The sequence below is a fragment of the Halococcus sp. AFM35 genome, assembly GCF_051195015.1.
Taxonomy (GTDB): domain Archaea; phylum Halobacteriota; class Halobacteria; order Halobacteriales; family Halococcaceae; genus Halococcus.
Map to the genome: position 1 here is coordinate 1 of NZ_JBNTJU010000002.1, position 16,872 is coordinate 16,872.

17 protein-coding genes are annotated in these 16,872 nt (G+C 63.8%); 10 read left to right on the forward strand and 7 right to left on the reverse strand.

The annotated features are described in order from the left end of the window. Positions 1 to 228 precede the first annotated feature (228 nt). Together ACQUQO_RS01695 and ACQUQO_RS01700 are read left to right on the forward strand one after the other, a co-directional pair. On the forward strand, positions 229 to 741 hold the full coding sequence (locus ACQUQO_RS01695; protein WP_435076211.1) for a DMT family transporter: 513 nt from the start codon (positions 229 to 231) through the stop codon (positions 739 to 741). Positions 742 to 992: 251 nt separating this feature from the next. Beyond that, positions 993 to 1,139, forward strand: a complete 147-nt coding sequence (locus tag ACQUQO_RS01700; protein WP_435076212.1) for a hypothetical protein — start codon at positions 993 to 995, stop codon at positions 1,137 to 1,139. 534 nt (positions 1,140 to 1,673) lie between these two features. On the opposite strand, the gene ACQUQO_RS01705 is transcribed toward ACQUQO_RS01700, so the two are convergent. Further along, positions 1,674 to 1,952 (reverse strand): hypothetical protein, encoded by a 279-nt coding sequence (locus ACQUQO_RS01705; protein ID WP_435076213.1) that lies wholly within the window; start codon positions 1,950 to 1,952, stop codon positions 1,674 to 1,676. A gap of 337 nt (positions 1,953 to 2,289) precedes the next feature. On the opposite strand from ACQUQO_RS01705, the gene ACQUQO_RS01710 reads away from it, so the two are divergent. The 4 genes from ACQUQO_RS01710 to aglF all read left to right on the forward strand — a co-directional run bounded on the left by ACQUQO_RS01710 (position 2,290) and on the right by aglF (position 5,217). Continuing rightward, complete coding sequence (locus ACQUQO_RS01710; RefSeq protein WP_435076453.1) at positions 2,290 to 2,547, forward strand: hypothetical protein; 258 nt, start codon at positions 2,290 to 2,292, stop codon at positions 2,545 to 2,547. 21 nt (positions 2,548 to 2,568) lie between these two features. Then, on the forward strand, positions 2,569 to 2,823 hold the full coding sequence (locus ACQUQO_RS01715; protein ID WP_435076214.1) for a hypothetical protein: 255 nt from the start codon (positions 2,569 to 2,571) through the stop codon (positions 2,821 to 2,823). Positions 2,824 to 3,640: 817 nt separating this feature from the next. Then, positions 3,641 to 4,084 (forward strand): alpha/beta hydrolase, encoded by a 444-nt coding sequence (locus ACQUQO_RS01720; RefSeq protein ID WP_435076215.1) that lies wholly within the window; start codon positions 3,641 to 3,643, stop codon positions 4,082 to 4,084. Positions 4,085 to 4,434: 350 nt separating this feature from the next. Beyond that, entirely contained in the window at positions 4,435 to 5,217 is a 783-nt protein-coding gene (aglF, locus tag ACQUQO_RS01725; RefSeq protein ID WP_435076216.1) for a UTP--glucose-1-phosphate uridylyltransferase AglF, read from the forward strand. On the opposite strand, the gene ACQUQO_RS01730 is transcribed toward aglF, so the two are convergent. From ACQUQO_RS01730 to ACQUQO_RS01750, 5 genes are all read right to left on the reverse strand, one after another. Continuing rightward, positions 5,218 to 6,189 carry an NAD-dependent epimerase/dehydratase family protein gene (locus ACQUQO_RS01730; RefSeq protein ID WP_435076217.1) on the reverse strand — a complete coding sequence of 324 codons (972 nt, stop codon included), beginning with the start codon at positions 6,187 to 6,189 and terminating at the stop codon, positions 5,218 to 5,220. Continuing rightward, positions 6,186 to 7,112 (reverse strand): NAD-dependent epimerase/dehydratase family protein, encoded by a 927-nt coding sequence (locus tag ACQUQO_RS01735; protein ID WP_435076218.1) that lies wholly within the window; start codon positions 7,110 to 7,112, stop codon positions 6,186 to 6,188. Before ACQUQO_RS01735 ends, ACQUQO_RS01730 begins: the two co-directional genes overlap by 4 nt. Continuing rightward, positions 7,109 to 8,275 (reverse strand): NAD-dependent epimerase/dehydratase family protein, encoded by a 1,167-nt coding sequence (locus ACQUQO_RS01740; protein WP_435076219.1) that lies wholly within the window; start codon positions 8,273 to 8,275, stop codon positions 7,109 to 7,111. The genes ACQUQO_RS01735 and ACQUQO_RS01740 overlap by 4 nt, the downstream gene beginning before the upstream one ends. 159 nt (positions 8,276 to 8,434) lie before the next feature. Then, positions 8,435 to 10,222: a glutamine--fructose-6-phosphate transaminase (isomerizing) gene (gene glmS, locus ACQUQO_RS01745; RefSeq protein ID WP_435076220.1), complete on the reverse strand. Its 1,788-nt coding sequence runs from the start codon at positions 10,220 to 10,222 to the stop codon at positions 8,435 to 8,437. Continuing rightward, positions 10,222 to 11,421: a sugar phosphate nucleotidyltransferase gene (locus ACQUQO_RS01750; RefSeq protein WP_435076221.1), complete on the reverse strand. Its 1,200-nt coding sequence runs from the start codon at positions 11,419 to 11,421 to the stop codon at positions 10,222 to 10,224. The genes glmS and ACQUQO_RS01750 overlap by 1 nt, the downstream gene beginning before the upstream one ends. Before the next feature lie 95 nt (positions 11,422 to 11,516). Between ACQUQO_RS01750 and ACQUQO_RS01755 the strand changes: the two genes are divergently transcribed. Then, positions 11,517 to 13,025 carry a lipopolysaccharide biosynthesis protein gene (locus tag ACQUQO_RS01755; RefSeq protein ID WP_435076222.1) on the forward strand — a complete coding sequence of 503 codons (1,509 nt, stop codon included), beginning with the start codon at positions 11,517 to 11,519 and terminating at the stop codon, positions 13,023 to 13,025. On the opposite strand, the gene ACQUQO_RS01760 is transcribed toward ACQUQO_RS01755, so the two are convergent. Then, a complete protein-coding gene (locus ACQUQO_RS01760) occupies positions 13,026 to 14,567 on the reverse strand; it encodes an aldehyde dehydrogenase family protein (protein ID WP_435076223.1) in 1,542 nt (513 codons plus the stop codon). It abuts the gene before it with no gap. Positions 14,568 to 14,677: 110 nt separating this feature from the next. Here ACQUQO_RS01760 and ACQUQO_RS01765 point away from each other — a divergent pair, with 110 nt between their 5' ends. The 3 genes from ACQUQO_RS01765 to rnhB are packed head-to-tail and all read left to right on the forward strand — an operon-like array spanning position 14,678 to position 16,838. Beyond that, positions 14,678 to 15,979, forward strand: coding sequence for a tRNA pseudouridine(54/55) synthase Pus10 (locus ACQUQO_RS01765; protein WP_435076224.1), 1,302 nt, complete (start codon positions 14,678 to 14,680; stop codon positions 15,977 to 15,979). A 39-nt stretch (positions 15,980 to 16,018) separates the two neighbouring features. Further along, the gene (locus tag ACQUQO_RS01770) at positions 16,019 to 16,159 is read left to right on the forward strand and encodes a hypothetical protein (RefSeq protein ID WP_435076225.1); all 141 of its coding nucleotides are present in this window, start codon (positions 16,019 to 16,021) and stop codon (positions 16,157 to 16,159) included. Positions 16,160 to 16,208: 49 nt separating this feature from the next. Next, positions 16,209 to 16,838: a ribonuclease HII gene (gene rnhB, locus ACQUQO_RS01775; RefSeq protein ID WP_435076227.1), complete on the forward strand. Its 630-nt coding sequence runs from the start codon at positions 16,209 to 16,211 to the stop codon at positions 16,836 to 16,838. The last annotated feature ends 34 nt before the right edge of the window (positions 16,839 to 16,872 follow it).

Here is a 16,872-nt window from a genome sequence, read left to right on the forward strand (position 1 = left end):
GATGTTCGCTATCTCGAACATCGAACAAGTTTGTGAGAAGCTGTGATCACCGCGCCGTCCCCCTATTCAACACAGCAGTGAAACCAGCTCTGAAACGCCTGAATCAGACCGAGTGGGACGAGACCGTTCAATGTCTTCTCTTCCGTTTCGTGCATGAACAGCGAGTAGGAGCGGTCAGTATTTCACTCCCGTTGTAGACACCGCCGTATCGTTCCCCCGATAGAGCACTTGGCCAGACGGGAGTTGGTCGGTCTTGGAATCGGGTTCGGCGGAATCGTTCTCGTCGCCCGTCCTTCGCTATCCCAACTCAGCGGCGGGGCGGGTGGCGAGTCGGTGGTCTTTCTCGGGGCTTTCTGTTTCGCACTCGGCAGCGTCATCACTCAGCGCGTGACTACCTCGCTGCCTATTGAAACACACCAAGCGTGGGCGATGGGTATCGGCGCACTGCTCATTCACATCAGTAGCCTAACTCTCGGGGAGTCGGTAGCAGCAGTGCAGTGGACGAGCGAAGCGATAGGGGCCTTGTTCTATCTGGTCATCGTACCGAGCGGTCTCGGATTTCTCTGCTATTTCAAGATACTCGACCGGTTCGGCTCTGCCCAAGCCAATCTGGTTACGAACGCGAGCCCTATCTTTGCCGCCCTCGTCGGTTGGGTCGCCCTTGGTGAGGGGGTGAGTCTCCTCACCATCGGTGGCTTTGCGGTGATTTTGGTCGGGTTGCTCTTAATAGTGAGAGCGTAGCAACAGGCCGAGGACAGCTAAAACGTGTCGTGCTCGGGGATACAGTATGTTAGTATCATTTTTGGGGTGTTTAGAGGGCTTCAGCACCTATGGTGAGACATGGCGCGTCACCGACGCCCCATAGGAGGTAGTTCCCGCACCGAGCGGGAGAATTGGCTACCGATCGGCGGAATCGATGTCGCCGTCGATCGTGTCAGTGCCATCGCCGCCAACATCGTCAATGCAGCAACGGCACTTCGGAGGGAACGATTATGACGCTCGCGTTTATCGGGGTTGTATTCCTGTTCGTGTGGTTCGGGATCAGCCTCGCCATCCTCGGAGGGTTCGCCTACGGTCTCTACTGGATTGTCAGCAAATGGAACGATGACAGCACGGCTGCTGACAAAGTCGACCGTTGACATCAGACCTCAGTCGCCCGTGTTTGTCTCTTCATCGGGAAGGCCAATAGACAGCGTGTGAGTGCCCGCCCCGAAGGTTCGTGTTTCGCTGTCGGCGAACTCCTGGTGGGCTTCTGTTGTGGGGACTCCCTGGCCCGACCTTCTCATCGCTCGCAAGAGTGAGCGTCAGCGACTCGCCCTCAGCAACGCTGAACGTTGTCCTTGTGGTGCCGTTTGCAACCGTGATGTTGTGGCTTTTGATCCGATTAGCCATCCTCGTCGGTGATGAACTCGCTCTCGGAACGCCGCGTGATTGGTTCGTCGCTACTTCCGTACGCGAACCGAATCAATTGGTCGCTCCCGTAGGTGCCGTTCGGCCGCGGAGGTTCTCAATCGGCCCGCCAACCACGAAGTCTACTCTTACCTGTCCCGGTTCGAGCTGATAAGGATACCGAGCGAGCAAGGTGCGGAAGGCGACAAGAACAGGCGGTGTGAATCAGCCCGTACGAACTGATCGACGAAACGAGGTGCTCCACTCAGCTTGACCTCGGAATTTTACCTGCTAATCGAGTCAGAGAACAGCACGCGAACGACCGCGCGGTAGTCGCGGTCGTTCGTCCACCGCGAGAAGGTTGAGGCGGCCATGTACGCCATCTGATCGTGAGTATCGGTTTTTTCGGCGAGTTCAGCCAGCGAATCAGAGGGATTGATTCCCTCGAAAGCGCCGATCCTGAGATGGTTGTCGAAGTCGTGTTTCTCGTTGTAGACGCCGATATCGAACTGTTCAACAATGAACTCGCTGCTCGACGGCGTCGAGCAGCGAGTAGAATTCACTCGCAGTGGTCGGTGATCGGTGAGACTCGTCAGGGACCGTTGGCTTCGGTGACCGCCTCGTCTGGGATTCGACCGTGCTTGCCATCAGTCCGGACGTGACGGGCTCACGCCGGCTTTAAATAGTCGAAACGGGACAGGCTGGACGAATCGACGAGCTACCAACGAGTGGCTCACGACGTGGATCGACGACTTCGGATACTACGTTCCATATCGGGATATTTCCGAGTATCGTTGAGGCTTCGGACGTGAGCAGTAGAACGACCACAGGCGTCGTTTCATTCGAAACGTGGTATCTGGCAGGGCAGCGTTTTCATGCGTGCAGGCGAGAGGGATGGATATGAGTGCGCCGTTCGGGGCGACCTGGGGAACGCTGATCGAGCGCTGTGAGGAACTCCCCGAGGACGCCACGCTCATCACGCCGCTGTCGACTGGGCGATTCCGGGTGACGGGGCATCAGATCGTGACGGATTGGGAGTACTGGATACAAGCTCCAGAGAATACCGTTGTCTTCGCAACTCGCTCGGAACTCGTTGAACGTCTCGTAGTCTTTGAACAGCTTCGTTTCGTGCCACTGGCTCTTGCTGATAGTTGCTGATTCCAGTTGCGTGGCGTCGATATGTTCGGTAGTGAACGCCTCGGCGACAGAACTCTCGAGTTCGACCGTGAGCTGGTAAACCATCCTGTCGCTCGTCTCTCCGAGGAGAGTCGCCTCTGTGACTTCATCGAGCGCCGAGAGTTCCGCTTCGGAGACATCGTCGTCGAGGTCGAATTGTACGCTAAATGTCCGCACATCCGTGTCAAGACAGAGCGCGTGAACGCATTCTACTTCATCGGGTTGCAGTGTCTCCGCGATGCTAACGAGGGGGAGTGAGGGCGAACGGAGAACGAATTCAGTCGTGATGTTCATTGCGCATGGCTCCGCGGACGGTTAAAAATCCGGACGCCTCAGACCATGTGTTCGGATACACTAGATCCCGACCCGGCTCGTGGGTACAACAAACGTCTGCGTCAGCCATCGACTGAGAAAATCGCTGCAGAGATGGCCGTTTCGCAACCCTCTCTGGACGGACTTCTCTGCCAAGCCGAGGGAGGGGGGGGGGGGGTCAACTCCTTTCGTCTACCCGTGGCTCGCAAGGGTACTTAAACACTCTTTCCCAGATAGGGTTGAACCTATGCCACTCTCTCCCCTCGTTTCTGATGATGTCTGTTGATAACGGACTGAACCGGAGGGAGGGGTTGAGAACGTGCGCTTCCCAAGTAAGAGTATGACGCTTGCGGGGCAACTCTATGCCCCGGAGAATCCGTCTTCGACACCGCTTCCGGCCATCGTGGTCGGGAACCAGACAACCGCAGTGAAGGAGCAGTCGCCGGCCATATATGCCCAGCGGCTGGTCGAGGAGGGGTATCATGTTCACCTTCGACGCGGCCTATCAGGGCGAGAGCGAGGGCGAGCCCCACGGCTTGGAAGACCCGTTCCAGCGCGCCGAGGACTTCCGCAGCACCGTATCGTACCTGACGACCCGAGACGATGTCGACCCCGAGCGGATCGGTGTGCTCGGCATCTGCGGCTCGGGCGGCTACGCCCCGTACGCTGCACAGACCGACCACCGGATGAAGGCCATGGCAACCGTCAGCGCAGCGGATGTCCCGAGCTTCTTCCGGGATCCCGACCCAAGGGATACCAGCAGATGGTCGAGCAAGCGGGGGCGTTGCGCACCCAGGAGGCCGTCGGTTTCCCAGCCGAACTGGTCAGTACACTGCCGGGGCCCGACGAGGTCGACGACTCAACTCCTGCAACTATCCGCGAACTCGTCGACTACTACAAGACCTCCCGTGGCCGTCACCCCCGTGCGACCAATATGTGGGTGGCCCGCAGCGCCGACCTGCTCGATCAGTTCGACCCGTACGCCGACGTCGACAAGATCGCTCCGCGACCGCTGGTGATGATCGCCGGTACTGAGGCATCCACGCTGCCCCACAGTGAAGATGCGATTGAACAGGCCGGAGAGAACGCCGAGATCTTCACGATCGAGGGCGCGACGCACGTCGACCTCTACGATAGGGACAAGTACGTCACCCCGGCCGTGGACAAGCTGACCGAATTCTTCGATCAGTACCTGGCCAACGCCTAACGCAGCGGGCACAGGGGGCTGAGCCGTGACCACGTAGATTAGTCCCCTCGAACCCGCCGACCCGAGCGCGCCGAGCTCGATTTCCTCCCCTCCCCTCGTCGAGATCGAGCAACAGCGTGTACATCTCTTCGAGCACAACCTATCGATTACCCGCTCGACGCCTTTTCGGGAGTCCTGAACGAGTACCCCGACAGTCAATCGAATCCGGTACCACTCCGAATCATAAGCAAACAGGTGGTTTGTAGAAATCCAAACGCTTGATCTCTGGCCAGCAGTGGTTGCTATCACCATTACTGGTTTATCATGCGAGTGACGACAGATATTTGCGACGGCCACCGCGTTATAGGCCCATGAAAGCCGTCGTGCTGGCCGCCGGCGAGGGAACCCGCCTCAGGCCGCTGACCGAGGACAAACCCAAGGGGATGGTCGAGGTCGATGACGAACCCATCCTCACACACTGTTTCGAGCAACTGGTCGAACTGGGCGCGAGCGAGCTGCTCGTCGTCGTGGGCTATCGGAAGGAAGCCATCATCGAACACTACGGCGACGAGTTCGAGGGTGTCCCCATCACCTACACCCACCAGCGCGAACAGGCCGGACTGGCCCACGCCCTCCTCACCGTCGAAGAGCACATCGATGAGGACTTCATGCTCATCCTCGGCGACAACGTCTTCAATGCGAACCTCACGGACGTCGTCGACCGCCAGCGCGAGGACCGCGCCGACGCGGCCTTCCTCGTCGAGGAAGTCCCGATGGAGGAGGCGAACAGGTACGGCGTCTGTGACACGAACGACTACGGCGAGGTCACCGACGTCATCGAGAAACCCGACGACCCGCCCACAAATCTCGTGCTCACGGGATTCTACACCTTCACGCCCGCCATCTTCCACGCCTGCCATCTCGTCCAGCCCTCCGCCCGCGGCGAGTACGAACTCTCCGAGGCCGTCGACCTGCTGCTGCGCTCGGGGCGGACCATCGACGCCGTGCGGATGGACGGCTGGCGAATCGATGTCGGCTATCCCGAGGACAGGGACGAGGCTGAGCGCCGACTTCGGGCCGCACGCGACGACCTCGAAGCGGATGCCGGGACCGAGGGCGAGGCGAGCACCGAAACCGTCGATACCGAGGAGTAACTACGGCCGCAGCCGCTCTCGCACCGTGTCTTCGAGCGAGTGTTCGACGCGCCAGCCGAGCGTCTCGTGCGTTCGCGTCGCATCGACCGGGAATCGGTCGACCAGCGTCTCGCCCGTCCGGGGATTTTCGACCAGTTCGACGTCGACGTCGATGTCCCGTTCTTCGCTCGCGACGCGGGCGACGAGTTCGGCGATGTCCATCACGCTCGGGTCTTCATCGCTGGCAAGTTCGTATTTCTCGACGCCCGTCTTGTCGGCGGCGAGCTGATCGACCATCCGCTCGGCGCTTCTGACGTACGCGCGAGCGACGTCCTCCACGTGGATGTAGTTGCGCGACTGGCTGCCCGGCTCGTAGACGGTGAGCGTCTCGCCGGCGAGCGCCCGGTCGAGGAAGAAATTCGTGACCGTGCCCTTCGAGACGCGCTCACCGCCTATCTCGTGGTCGCCGTAGAGATTGGACTTCAAGAAGAGATGGGCCGGAAACGCACCCTCGGCGAGCCCCTCGATGGCGCGTTCGTTCAGGAGTTTCGTTCGGCCGTACCAGTTGAGCGGGTCCCGTGGATGGTCGACGGTGATGGGGAACTCCTCGGGGTCGCCGACCGTCGCCATGCTGAACGGGAAGACCAGTCCCGTCCCCGTCTTCCGGCAGTACCACGCCACGTTCTCGGTGCCCTGCACGTTGACCTCGTAGGCGAGGTCCTGATTGTCCTCGCAGTCGGGCACGCCCGAGAGTGCCGCGAGATGCATTACGATGTCCGCACCGTCGAGTGCGCGCTCCAGCCGTCCGCGGTCACGGACGTCGACGTGTTCGACCGTCACGTCGCCGACCTCTCGAACATCGCCCAGATAGAAGTTGTCGAGCGCCGTCACGGTCCAGTCGGGGTGGTCGTTGCGGAGGTGTTTGACCACACAGCTCCCGATGTAGCCCGCTGCACCCGTTACGGCGATAGCGGGTGCATCGCCCGCACTCATCCGCGGAACCTCCGGGCGAGGTCGCGGACGCCCTCGTCGAGCGAGTAGTCGAGTTCGAAGCCCGTCTCGGCCACGCGGTCGAAGTTCACGTGATAGGAGGGACCGGGATGTTCGTCTTCGAGGTATGTCACGTCAACCGCATCGATTGCCTCGCTAATGAGTGTGGCGACGCCGCTGATTCGGTAGTTCTCCGCGTTCGCACCGACGTTGTAGACGGGTTTCGACCAGTCTTCCGGTTCGAGCGCCGCCGCGCGGTAGGCGCGTGCGGCGTCCCGCACGTGGATGAACGGCCGCCAGTTCGAGCCATCGCCGTAGACCGTCAGGGGGCGGCCGGTGAGCGCGCGGAAGACGAACTGGTTGACGACGAGGTTGAAGCGGATACCCGGTGCGTCGCCGTAGACGGTGCTCAGCCGCAGCGCCGTCCCGCTCAATCCATGTTCGTCGGCGTACTCGGCGAGGAGGCTCTCGGATTCGTGTTTGGTCTCCGCATACGGGTTTATCGGGTCCGGCTCGGTCCCCTCGTCGATGTCGGTGCTCGTCGCGCGGCCGTAGATATTGCACGAGGAAGCGAGCACGACGCGCCCGACGCCCACCTTCCCGGCGGCGGTGAGCACGTTGCGCGTGCCCTCCAGATTGGTCGCGTAGGTCTCCTTGCGGCGGTCGTGGGTGCTGTCCGCGCCGGTGATGGCCGCGAGATGAACCACAGCATCCACCCCACGAGCCGCGCTCTCGACGTCGCCGTACTCGCGGACGTCGCCCTGCCGAAATTCGATGTCCTCGACACAGCCCATCAGATGCCGTGGCGACCCCGACGAGAGGTCATCGAACACGACCACCCGGCCCACGCGGTCGTCGTCGGCCAACAGCGGGACGAGCGCGCTGCCGATGTAGCCACAGCCGCCGGTGACGAGCAGGTCGGTCACGATTCGAGCACGTCCGGCAGGAAGCGGTCTTCGTGGGCTTCGATGACCGCCTTCCGACTGTTCATCGTGCCAACCACTTCGTCCATTCCCGCCTCGAAGTCGACCGACCCCCCGTCGATGAGGTGGTCGTATCGTTCGTGGGCGATCTCCATCTCGTGTGTCTCGTCCTCGTCGCGCGGGTTTTCGACGTGCTCGACATCGACATCGAGACCGTGCTCGTCGCCGACCGCCGCGATGGTCTCGGCGATTTCGACGATGCTGATGGCGCGTGTGGTCTGGTTGTAGACGGTGTGGGCGTCGGGTCGGTCGTCGGGGTCTGTGAGTGCGAGCCGCGCGAGTCCCTCGACGGCGTCCTCCAGACTGACGAACGGCTTTCGCTGCTCGCCCCTGCCGTAGACTGTCAGGGGATAGCCCGCGACCGCTTGGGCCGCAAACCGGTGGGCGACGACGCCGAAGTAGTAATCGAAGTCAAGGCGCGTCGCGAGGCGTTCGTCCGCGCGCGTCTCGTCGGTCCCGGAGCCATAGACGATGGCCGTTCGCACGTCGCTCACGGGGATGTCGAACTGGTCATGAGCCAGTCGCAGGTTCGCCGCGTCGTGGCTCTTGGTGAGGTGATACCAGCTGCCGGCCATCGCCGGGAAGGGCACGGCGTCGCGCCCTCCCTGATGTTCCATCGTCGCGCCTCCCTCCGGAATCGGGAACTCGGGTGCGCCGTAGACACCCGTGGTGGTGGTCTCGATGAAGTGGGTGTCGACGAGTCCGGCCTCGTGGAGACCCCAGACGAGGTTTCGCGTCGCCTGCATGTTGTTGTGCTGGGTCTCGTTGGCCCGCTCGCCGTTTATCTGGGAATAGGGCGCGGAGGGTTGGGCGGCGGTGTGGACGATTGCACGCGGCTCGTGGACCGCGAGCAGTCGGTCGACGAAATCACGGTCTTTGAGGTCGCCCTCAACGAACGAGAGGTTCGCGTAACCCTGCTCCTCGGCGGCCGCCATTCGGTCGTCCATCGAGGCGACCGCTGTGGCACTTTTTGCCCCGACCGAGGCGACCCACTCGCGGCGGGCGAAGTTGTCGACACAGAGCACCCGCTCATCGGTTCGGTCGGCGATTCTGAGCGCGGTCGGCCAACCGACGTAGCCGTCGGCCCCGGTGACGATGATGGACATGAGTTACTCGCTATCCGAGTAACTTGGTGGCTGGATAAAAATCTTTGTACCCTCACCCTCCCGTCGGCCAGCGACGCACGGTCGCCTGACTTGCCGGTGGACACAACGGCCGTCACGAGTGGACTGACGGCAACGAAAACGGCTGCTCGGTGTGGGCGCTTACTCGACGGTGACGCTTTTGGCGAGATTGCGGGGTTTGTCGATGGAGCGGCCGAGCTTGTCCGCGGTGTGGTAGGCCAGCAGTTGAAGCTGGACGTTGGCGAGGACCGCGGCGGTCCGGGGATGCGTTTCGGGGATTTCGAGTACGTGGTCGGCATACCGCTCGACGTCCGACTGGCCATCCGTGACGGCGATGACGGGCGCGTTGCGCGCCTCGACCTCCTTGACGTTGCCGACGGTCTTGTTCGCGAGTTCGCCGTCGCCGGTGGCGATGGCGATGACGGGGGTGTTTTCGGTCACCAGCGCGAGCGGGCCGTGTTTGAGCTCGCCCGCCGCGAAGCCCTCGGCGTGGCGGTAGGTGATCTCCTTGAGTTTGAGCGCGCCTTCGAGCGCCACGGGATAGTTCATCCCGCGACCGATGAAGAAGTATGCACTCGCATCGAGATACGCCTCCGCGACCGCCTCGGCGGTCGAGTCGTCGATGACCTCTTGGACTGTGCTCGGAAGGTCACGCAGCGCGCCGAGGGTCTCCCGGTCGTGGTCGTCGGTGGCCGCGAGCGCGAAGAGGTTGAGCGCCGCCAGTTGGGAGGCGAAGGTCTTCGAGGCCGCGACGCCGATCTCCGGCCCCGCGCGGATGTAGAGGGTGTGGTCGCACTCGCGGGAGACGGTCGACCCCACGACGTTCGTGAGTGCGAGCGTGTGCGCACCCCGCCGTCTGGCCTCCCGGAGCGCGCTCAGCGTGTCGGCGGTCTCGCCGCTCTGGGTGACGCCGACGACGAGCGAATCACCTATCGGCGGTGGCGAGGTGACGTACTCGCTGGCCAGAAACGCCTGCGCGGGGATGCCCGCCTCGCGGAACAGCTCCGCGCCGTACAGCGCCGCGTGATAGGAGGTACCACAGGCGACGAACTGCACGCTTGCGGGACTGACGCCGGCGAGTTCCTCCAGTTCGACCTGTCCGCCGAGTTCGTCGACGCGCCCGCGCAGACACTGCCGGAGTGCCCGGGGCTGTTCGTGAATCTCCTTCAGCATGAAGTGGTCGTACCCACTTTTCCCCGTCTCCTCGGCGTCCCACTCGACGGTGTTGATGGTCTTTTCGACCGGTTCGCCCTCGACCGTCGAGACCGTCCAGCCGTCGGCGTCGATGCGTGCGAGTTCGCCGTCGGCCAGATAGACCACGCGGTCGGTGAACTCCCGGAAGGCGGGCACGTCGCTCGCGAGGTAGGTCGCATCGTCGTCGATGCCGAGAACCAACGGCGAGTCCTGTCGCGTACAGAACACCGCGTCGCTGCCGGCGAAGACGGCGGCGATGGCGTAGCTCCCTTCGATACGTTCCATCGCCGCGCGGAAGGCTGCCTCGGGACTCGCGCCGTCGGCGAGCGCCGATTCGATGAGGTGGGGGACCACTTCGGTGTCGGTGTCGCTCAGGAACTCGTGGCCCGCCGCCGTGAGTTCGTCCTTCACCTCCTGGAAGTTCTCGATGATGCCGTTGTGAATGACCGCCACTTGCCCCTCGCAGTCGGCGTGAGGGTGGGAGTTGCGGTCGCTCGGCGGGCCATGCGTACTCCAGCGGGTGTGACCGATGCCGACGGGACCGGAAAGCGTCGTCCCGTCGAGTGCGTTCTCCAGATTACTGAGTTCGCCCTCGCGCTTTTCGATTTCTACTGTGCCATTGGCGAGCGCGACGCCCGCCGAGTCGTAGCCGCGGTATTCGAGCTTCGAGAGACCGTGCATCAACACGTCGAGGGTCTCGTTGGACCGGCCGACGCAGCCGACGATGCCACACATCAGCCCAACACCTCCGCGTCGGCGGGTATCTCGCCGCGCGCCCGTACCCCCGCATACAGGCGTGCACCCGGCCCGACCAGCGTGCCGGGTTCGAGTGTGACCCCGCCACCCGTATCGACTCGGTCGGCGACGACTGCCCCGAGCGAGCGGTCCTCGTGAACGTGCGTGCCGATGCGGACGTCGGTCTGGCCGCCGGGCACGAGGGTGCCCGCCCCGAGCGTCACGTCCTGGCCGGCAACACAGTCCAGAATCGTGCTCCCCGGCCCGACGCGCGTGTCGCCATCCAAAACTGTGCGCTCGACGGTCGCGTTCGCTTCCACAGTCACATTGCGCCCGAGCGCGACGTCCGGACCCACCACTGCACCGGGACCGACCTCACAGTCCGGACCGACCACCACGGGCGCTTGTAGCGTCGCGGCCTCGTGGACGAGCGACGTGTCATCGACCCAGACACCCTGTTTTCGAGCGGGTTCGTCGACGCGACCGCGCGCGAGAATCTCCCGGGTCACAGTCAAGAGGTCCCACGGATAGGTTGCGTGTGGCGAGAGCCCCTCGACGCGCACCCCACGGACGTCCTCGCCCTCGTCGATGAGGCGACCGAGCGTATCGGGCAATTGGAGTTCGCCGTCGCGGCGCGCGGTCGCCTCGATGGCGTCGAAAATTTCGGTGTGAAAGGCATAGACGCCGGCGTTGATGAGACGGTAGTCGTCCGAATCGGGTTTTTCGACGATCTCGTCGATGCGGCCCTCGTGGAGGGCGACCGCGCCGTAGCGGCGCACGTCGCGGTGTTCGAGCACGCCGAGCGTGGCGGCGGCGTCGGGATGACCCTCGAACTCGGCGACGACGTCGGTGACTAGCCCGGAGTCGAGTACCCTATCGCCGTTGACGAGCAAGAACGGCTCGTCGACGGCCGAGCGGGCCTGCAGGAGGGCGTGACCGCTGCCGAGCTGTTTGTCCTGAACCACGTACTCAAGCGGTGTGTCGCGGTAGGTCGGGCCGAAGTGCTCCTGGACGCGGTCGCGCTTGTAGCCGATGACCACGGTAATGTGCTCGATGCCGGCGTCGATGAGCGCGTCGAAGACGTAGCCGAGGATCGGCCGGTTCGCCGCGGGCAGCATCGGTTTCGGGCGGTTGTGCGTCAGCGGGCGGAGGCGATTTCCCTCCCCGGCCGCGAGGACGACGGCGGTGCGAACGCTCATTGGGTTCCATCTACGGGGAGACGATTTCAACGTTCTGGCTGGCATCGGGGAACTGACTCCGACGATGCTTTGAACGCCGGCCCGGAATCGCTCGCGTGTCCATCAGGGGCGTCGTCACCCTCGTCCGGCGCGCGCTCGCACCGGGCGAGGACCTCACCGAGCGCGCGGTCACCAGCGGCGTCTGGGTCGCGCTCACGAACGTCCTCGACCGCGCCCTCCAACTCGCGATGGTCCTGTTCGTCGCGCGGCTCATCGGTCCCGACTCCTATGGCGTGATGGCGTTCGCGCTCGTGGTCATGAGCGCGCTAACGCAACTCTCTCGACTCGGCATCGACGCCGCACTCATCCAGCGCGAGGACGACGATGTCGATGCCTACCTCGATACGGCGTGGGTCATGCAGAACACGCGCGGCATGCTCGTCGCCGTCGTTTTGTTCGTGAGCGCGCCGCTGGCCGCAGGATTTTTCGACGAACCGCAACTCACGCCCGTCCTCCGAGTCCTTGCACTCTCGCCGCTGCTCTCGGGGCTCCAGAATCCGGGACTGATGTATCTCAAGAAAGACCTCCGGTTCGACAAGCAGTTCGTTTACACCCTGAGCGGCACGGTTTTTTACGTCATCGTCGCGGTGAGCTACGCGCTGGCTACCCGTTCGGTCTGGGCGCTCGTCTTCGGGCTCGTGGCCAGCGATTTCGTCCGGCTCGTGGCCTCGTACCTCGTCGACAACTATCGGCCGTGGCCGCGTTTCGACCCTGCTCTTGCTCGGGAGTTGTTCGGCTATGGAAGGTGGATTTTCGCCTCCGGCGTCGTCCTTTTTCTCATCATGCAGGGCGATGACGCCTTCGTCGGGTGGTATCTGGGGGGAGCCGTGCTCGCCTTCTACCAACTGGCCTACCGCGTCTCGAACGCGCCCGCGACCGAGGTCACCCAGACGATTTCGAGCGTCGTCTTTCCCACGTATGCGAAGATGCAGAGCGACGACCGCCAACTCAGGGACGGCTTCTTTAAAACTGTGCAGCTCACCACCTTCGTCTCCTTTCCGGTCGCGGTCGGCATCGCCGCCGTCGCTCCCACCTTCGTCGAGACCTTCCTCACCGAGCAGTGGGCCGGGATGGTCCCGCTGATTCAGTTGCTCGCGGCGTGGGGACTGCTGCGCTCGCTGGGAGCGACCACCGGCCCGCTCTTTCAGGCCATCGGCAAGCCCGATATCCCGACGAAGATTCAGTTCGGCAAGTTGGTGATCATCGCGGCGCTCATCTACCCCGCCACGGCGCGCTACGGCGCGGTCGGCACGGGACTGGTCATCGTCGGCAACTCGCTGCTGTTCTCCGAGCCGGTCGCGACGTATCTGGCGACGCGGGCGGTCGATGGCTCCTATGCGCGCCTGCTCCGTCTCATCGCCTACCCCGCCCTCGCCAGCGCTCTCATGGGGCTGGCCGTGGTCGCCGTCCATCGTGCGGGTATCGCCACGGGCGTCGTCGAGTTCGTTCTCCTCGTGGCCGTCGGCGTCGCCGCCTATACTGCGCTGGTGCTCGCACTCGAACGGCTCTCGGGCTACGACAGCGTGGCGCTCTGCTGGCGGCTGGCCCGCACCGTCGTCTCGTAGTCACCCCATCCGCGGCAATCCGCCGAAGTTCATCATCACCGATTTCGTCCGAGTGTACTCCTCGTAGGTCTCTTCTGCGAGTTCGCGACCCAGTCCCGACTGCTTGTAGCCGCCGTGGGGCACGGGTTCAAAGAGGTCGTTGTAGGTGTTTATCCATACTGTTCCGGCTTCGAGTTCGTCGGCCACGCTGTGGGCGGTTTCGAGGTCCTCGGTCCAGACGGCCGATGCCAGCCCGTACTGGGTGTCGTTGGCCTGTGCGAGCATCTCCTCTTCGTCGCTCCATTCGAGTACCGACAGCACCGGCCCGAAGACCTCCTCGCAGGCCACAGTATTGTCGTTTTCGACGTCCTCGATGATGGTCGGTTCGACGAAGGGTGCCCCGTCGAGGTCGGGGTCGTCGGGCGCACTGCCGCCATACCTGACCGTCGCGCCCTCGGCTTTCGCGGTCTCGACGTACGAAAGGACTTCCTCACGGTGGTCGCCGTCCACGAGCGGTCCCATGTCAGTCCGACCTTCGAGCGGGTCGCCGACGGTGAGGCCCGCAGTGCGCTCCTCGAACAGCTCCATGAACTCCTCGTAGACGTCCTCGTGGAGGAACATCCGTGAGCCGGCGGTGCACTGCTCGCCCTGATTGAACCAGATGCTGATGACCGCGCCCTCGACGGCCTTCTCCAAATCGGCGTCGGGATAGATGATGTTGGGACTCTTGCCACCGAGTTCGAGCGACACGGGGGTGATGGTCTCGGCGGCGTTTTTCATGACGTGCTCGCCGGCCCGCGTCGAGCCGGTGAGTGAGAGCTTGTCGATATTGTGGTGGGACGTGATGGCGTCGCCGACCTCGCTCCCGGAACCGGTGACGACGTTCACGGCACCCGAGGGGAGCACCGAATCCACCACGTTGGCGATTTCGAGCGTCGAGAGCGCCGCGCGCGAGGAGGGTTTGAAGACGACTGTGTTGCCGGCGGCGAGTGCGGGGGCCATCTTCCAGCCGACGAACATCGCGGGGAAGTTCCACGCGCTGATCTGCCCCACGACGCCGTGTGGCTCGGCTTTGGTGTAGGTGAGCTTTTCCGACCCCATCGGCGGGAGTCGCCCCTCCGATTCGGTGCGGGCCAGACTCGCAAAGAATCGGAACTGCTCGACCATGATGGTCGCATCGACGAACGCCGAGTGCTGGTTGGCCTTGCCCATCTCCAAACTGTCGATGCGGGCGATACGGAGCTTCTCGTCTTCGAGTTCGTCGGCCACCTCCAACAGGAGGTCAGAGCGTTGTCGGGGGGATTTCTGGCTCCAACTTCCCTCGAAGGTCTCGCGCGCGCTCGCCACCGCCCGGTCGACGTCCTCGGGCGTCCCGCGCTGGAAGCGTGCCAGCTCTTCGCCCGTGGTGGCGTCGATTGCGGTCATCGTTTCGCCGCTTTCGGACCCGACCCACTTGCCGTCGATGAGGTGGCCGTATTCGTCCTCGGTGATGGCGTCGTCGGCCGTACTGCGATGCTTTTCGACGATGTCCTCGCTCACGCGGCCGGTGTGTTCTCCCTGCATGCTGCGTTCACGGAGAGCGTGGTCCTGTATAGCCATTCCCGCGGCTATACAGGGTGGTTTACGGACCCGTGAATCACAACACGTGAGTGTCCCGCGCGCGTTTCGCTCCCATGTCCACCCTCGACGACGCGCGGGCCGTCCTCGACAACGGTCCCGTCTGTGATTCCTGTCTCGGGCGCGTCTTCGCCGACCGGAGTTTCGGTCTCACGAACGACGAACGCGGCCGCGCCCTCCGAGTCACGAGCGCGCTCGATGCGGACGAACCGTTCAAACAATCCGAGTCGTGCTGGGTCTGTGAGGGCGCATGCGACCGCTTCGACGCATGGGCCGAGCGAGCGGTCGAATCGCTTGCCGGCATCGAGTTCGCCACCTATCAAGTCGGCACGCGCGTCCCGCCGCTCATCGAGGAGAACGACCGCCTGCTGCGCGAAGAGAGCGACCTGCCCATCGATGCCGGCGAGTCGTTCAAATCCGCGCTGAACCGCGAGGTCGGCAAGCGCGTCGGCGAGCGCACGGGGACGGAAGTGGATTTCGAGCGGCCGGACGTGCTCGCGCTTCTCAACCTCGAACGTGGTGACGTCGATATCCAGGTGAATCCGGCGTTCGTCTATGGTCGCTACCGGAAGCTCGAACGTGGGATTCCACAGACCGAGTGGCCCTGTCGGGAGTGTGGCGGTGGCGGCACGCAACTGGCCGCCGACGGCGGCGAGAAACCCTGTGAGCACTGCGGCGGCAGCGGCTACCTCTACGACGAGAGCGTCGAGGAACTCACCGCGCCCGTAGTGAGGGAGGCGATGGACGGCTCCGAGGCCGTCTTTCACGGCGCAGGGCGCGAAGACGTCGATGCCAGAATGATGGGTACCGGCCGACCGTTCGTCATCGAGGTCAAACACCCACAGCGGCGTGCGGTCGATACCGACGCACTCGAAGCCGACATCGACGAGTTCGCCGACGGCACAGTCGAGGTCGAGGGGCTGGAGCGCGCGACCCACGGGATGGTCGAGCGCGTGAAGGAACTCGACGCGCACAAGACCTATTCCATGGCTGTGGAATTCGCCGAACCGGTGGAGGGGGTGGCGTTCGCCGACGCGCTCGCTGCACTCGATGGCGCGCGAATCGAACAGCACACGCCAAACCGGGTCGACCACCGGCGGGCGAGTCGAACCCGCGAGCGCGATGTCTACGAAATCGAGGGGGAAATCGACGATGAACGCCACGCAACCGTCGAACTTCGCGGAGCCGGCGGTCTCTACGTCAAGGAGCTGATGAGTGGCGACGAAGGGCGGACGGAACCGAGCCTCGCGGGCCTATTGGGTATCGACTGCGAGGTGACGGCCCTCGACGTGCTCGCGGTGGCGGGCGAAGACGAGGACTTCGCCGACCCCGAGTACCTCATCGAGCCGAGCGATTAAGTGACTCCATGCTGTATGGTGGCATGGAGGTATCGACCGATGTGCCACCACCGCAGAACCGAGGACACGCGGCTGTACGAGGACAGCGAGCACGAGAACCTCCCGGAGTGGGCGCTCGAAGAGGAAGACGCCGATACCGACGAGGAACCGGAGCCGTTCGCGCCCGGCGCAGCCGACTGAACCACCCGTTTTTGCGAACCGCTTTGTATCCGCCGCGCGAGCCACCGGTATGTTCGGCGTCGATGAGGCGGGGCGCGGCCCCGTATTGGGGTCGCTGTTCGTCGCGTGCGTCAGCGCCGACGCCGACGCGCTGCACGAGGGTATCGACGACTCGAAACGACTCGCGCCCGCCCGCCGCGAGACGCTGGCCGCCGAATTGCGCGCCGACGAGCGGGTTTCGGTCGGCGTTGTCGACGTTACGCCCGCCGAAATCGACGACGGGGGCCTGAACGAACTCACGGTCGCGGCGATGGCCGACGCCATCGATTCCGTGGTACTCGATGGTCGCTCGGGCGTGGTCGATGCCTGCGACACCGACGCGGCGCGGTTCGGCCAGCGGGTCATATCGGAAACCACTGCCGAGGTGGACATCACGGCCGAACACGGAGCCGACGAGTCTCACGACCACGTCGGTGCGGCGAGCATCGTCGCCAAGGTCGCCCGTGACGCACACATCGCCGACCTCGCTGCCAAGCACGGCGCGCTGGGCAGCGGCTATCCGGGCGACCCGAACACTCGAAGATTCCTTCGGGAGTACGTCCGCGAGCACGGCGACCTCCCGCCGTTTGCGCGCGCGTCGTGGCAGACCAGCCGCGATGTCCTCGACGCGGCCGCCCAGTCCGAACTGGCCGAGTTCTAGAACCCACTTTTTTCTGTGCTACGAGACGGCGAAG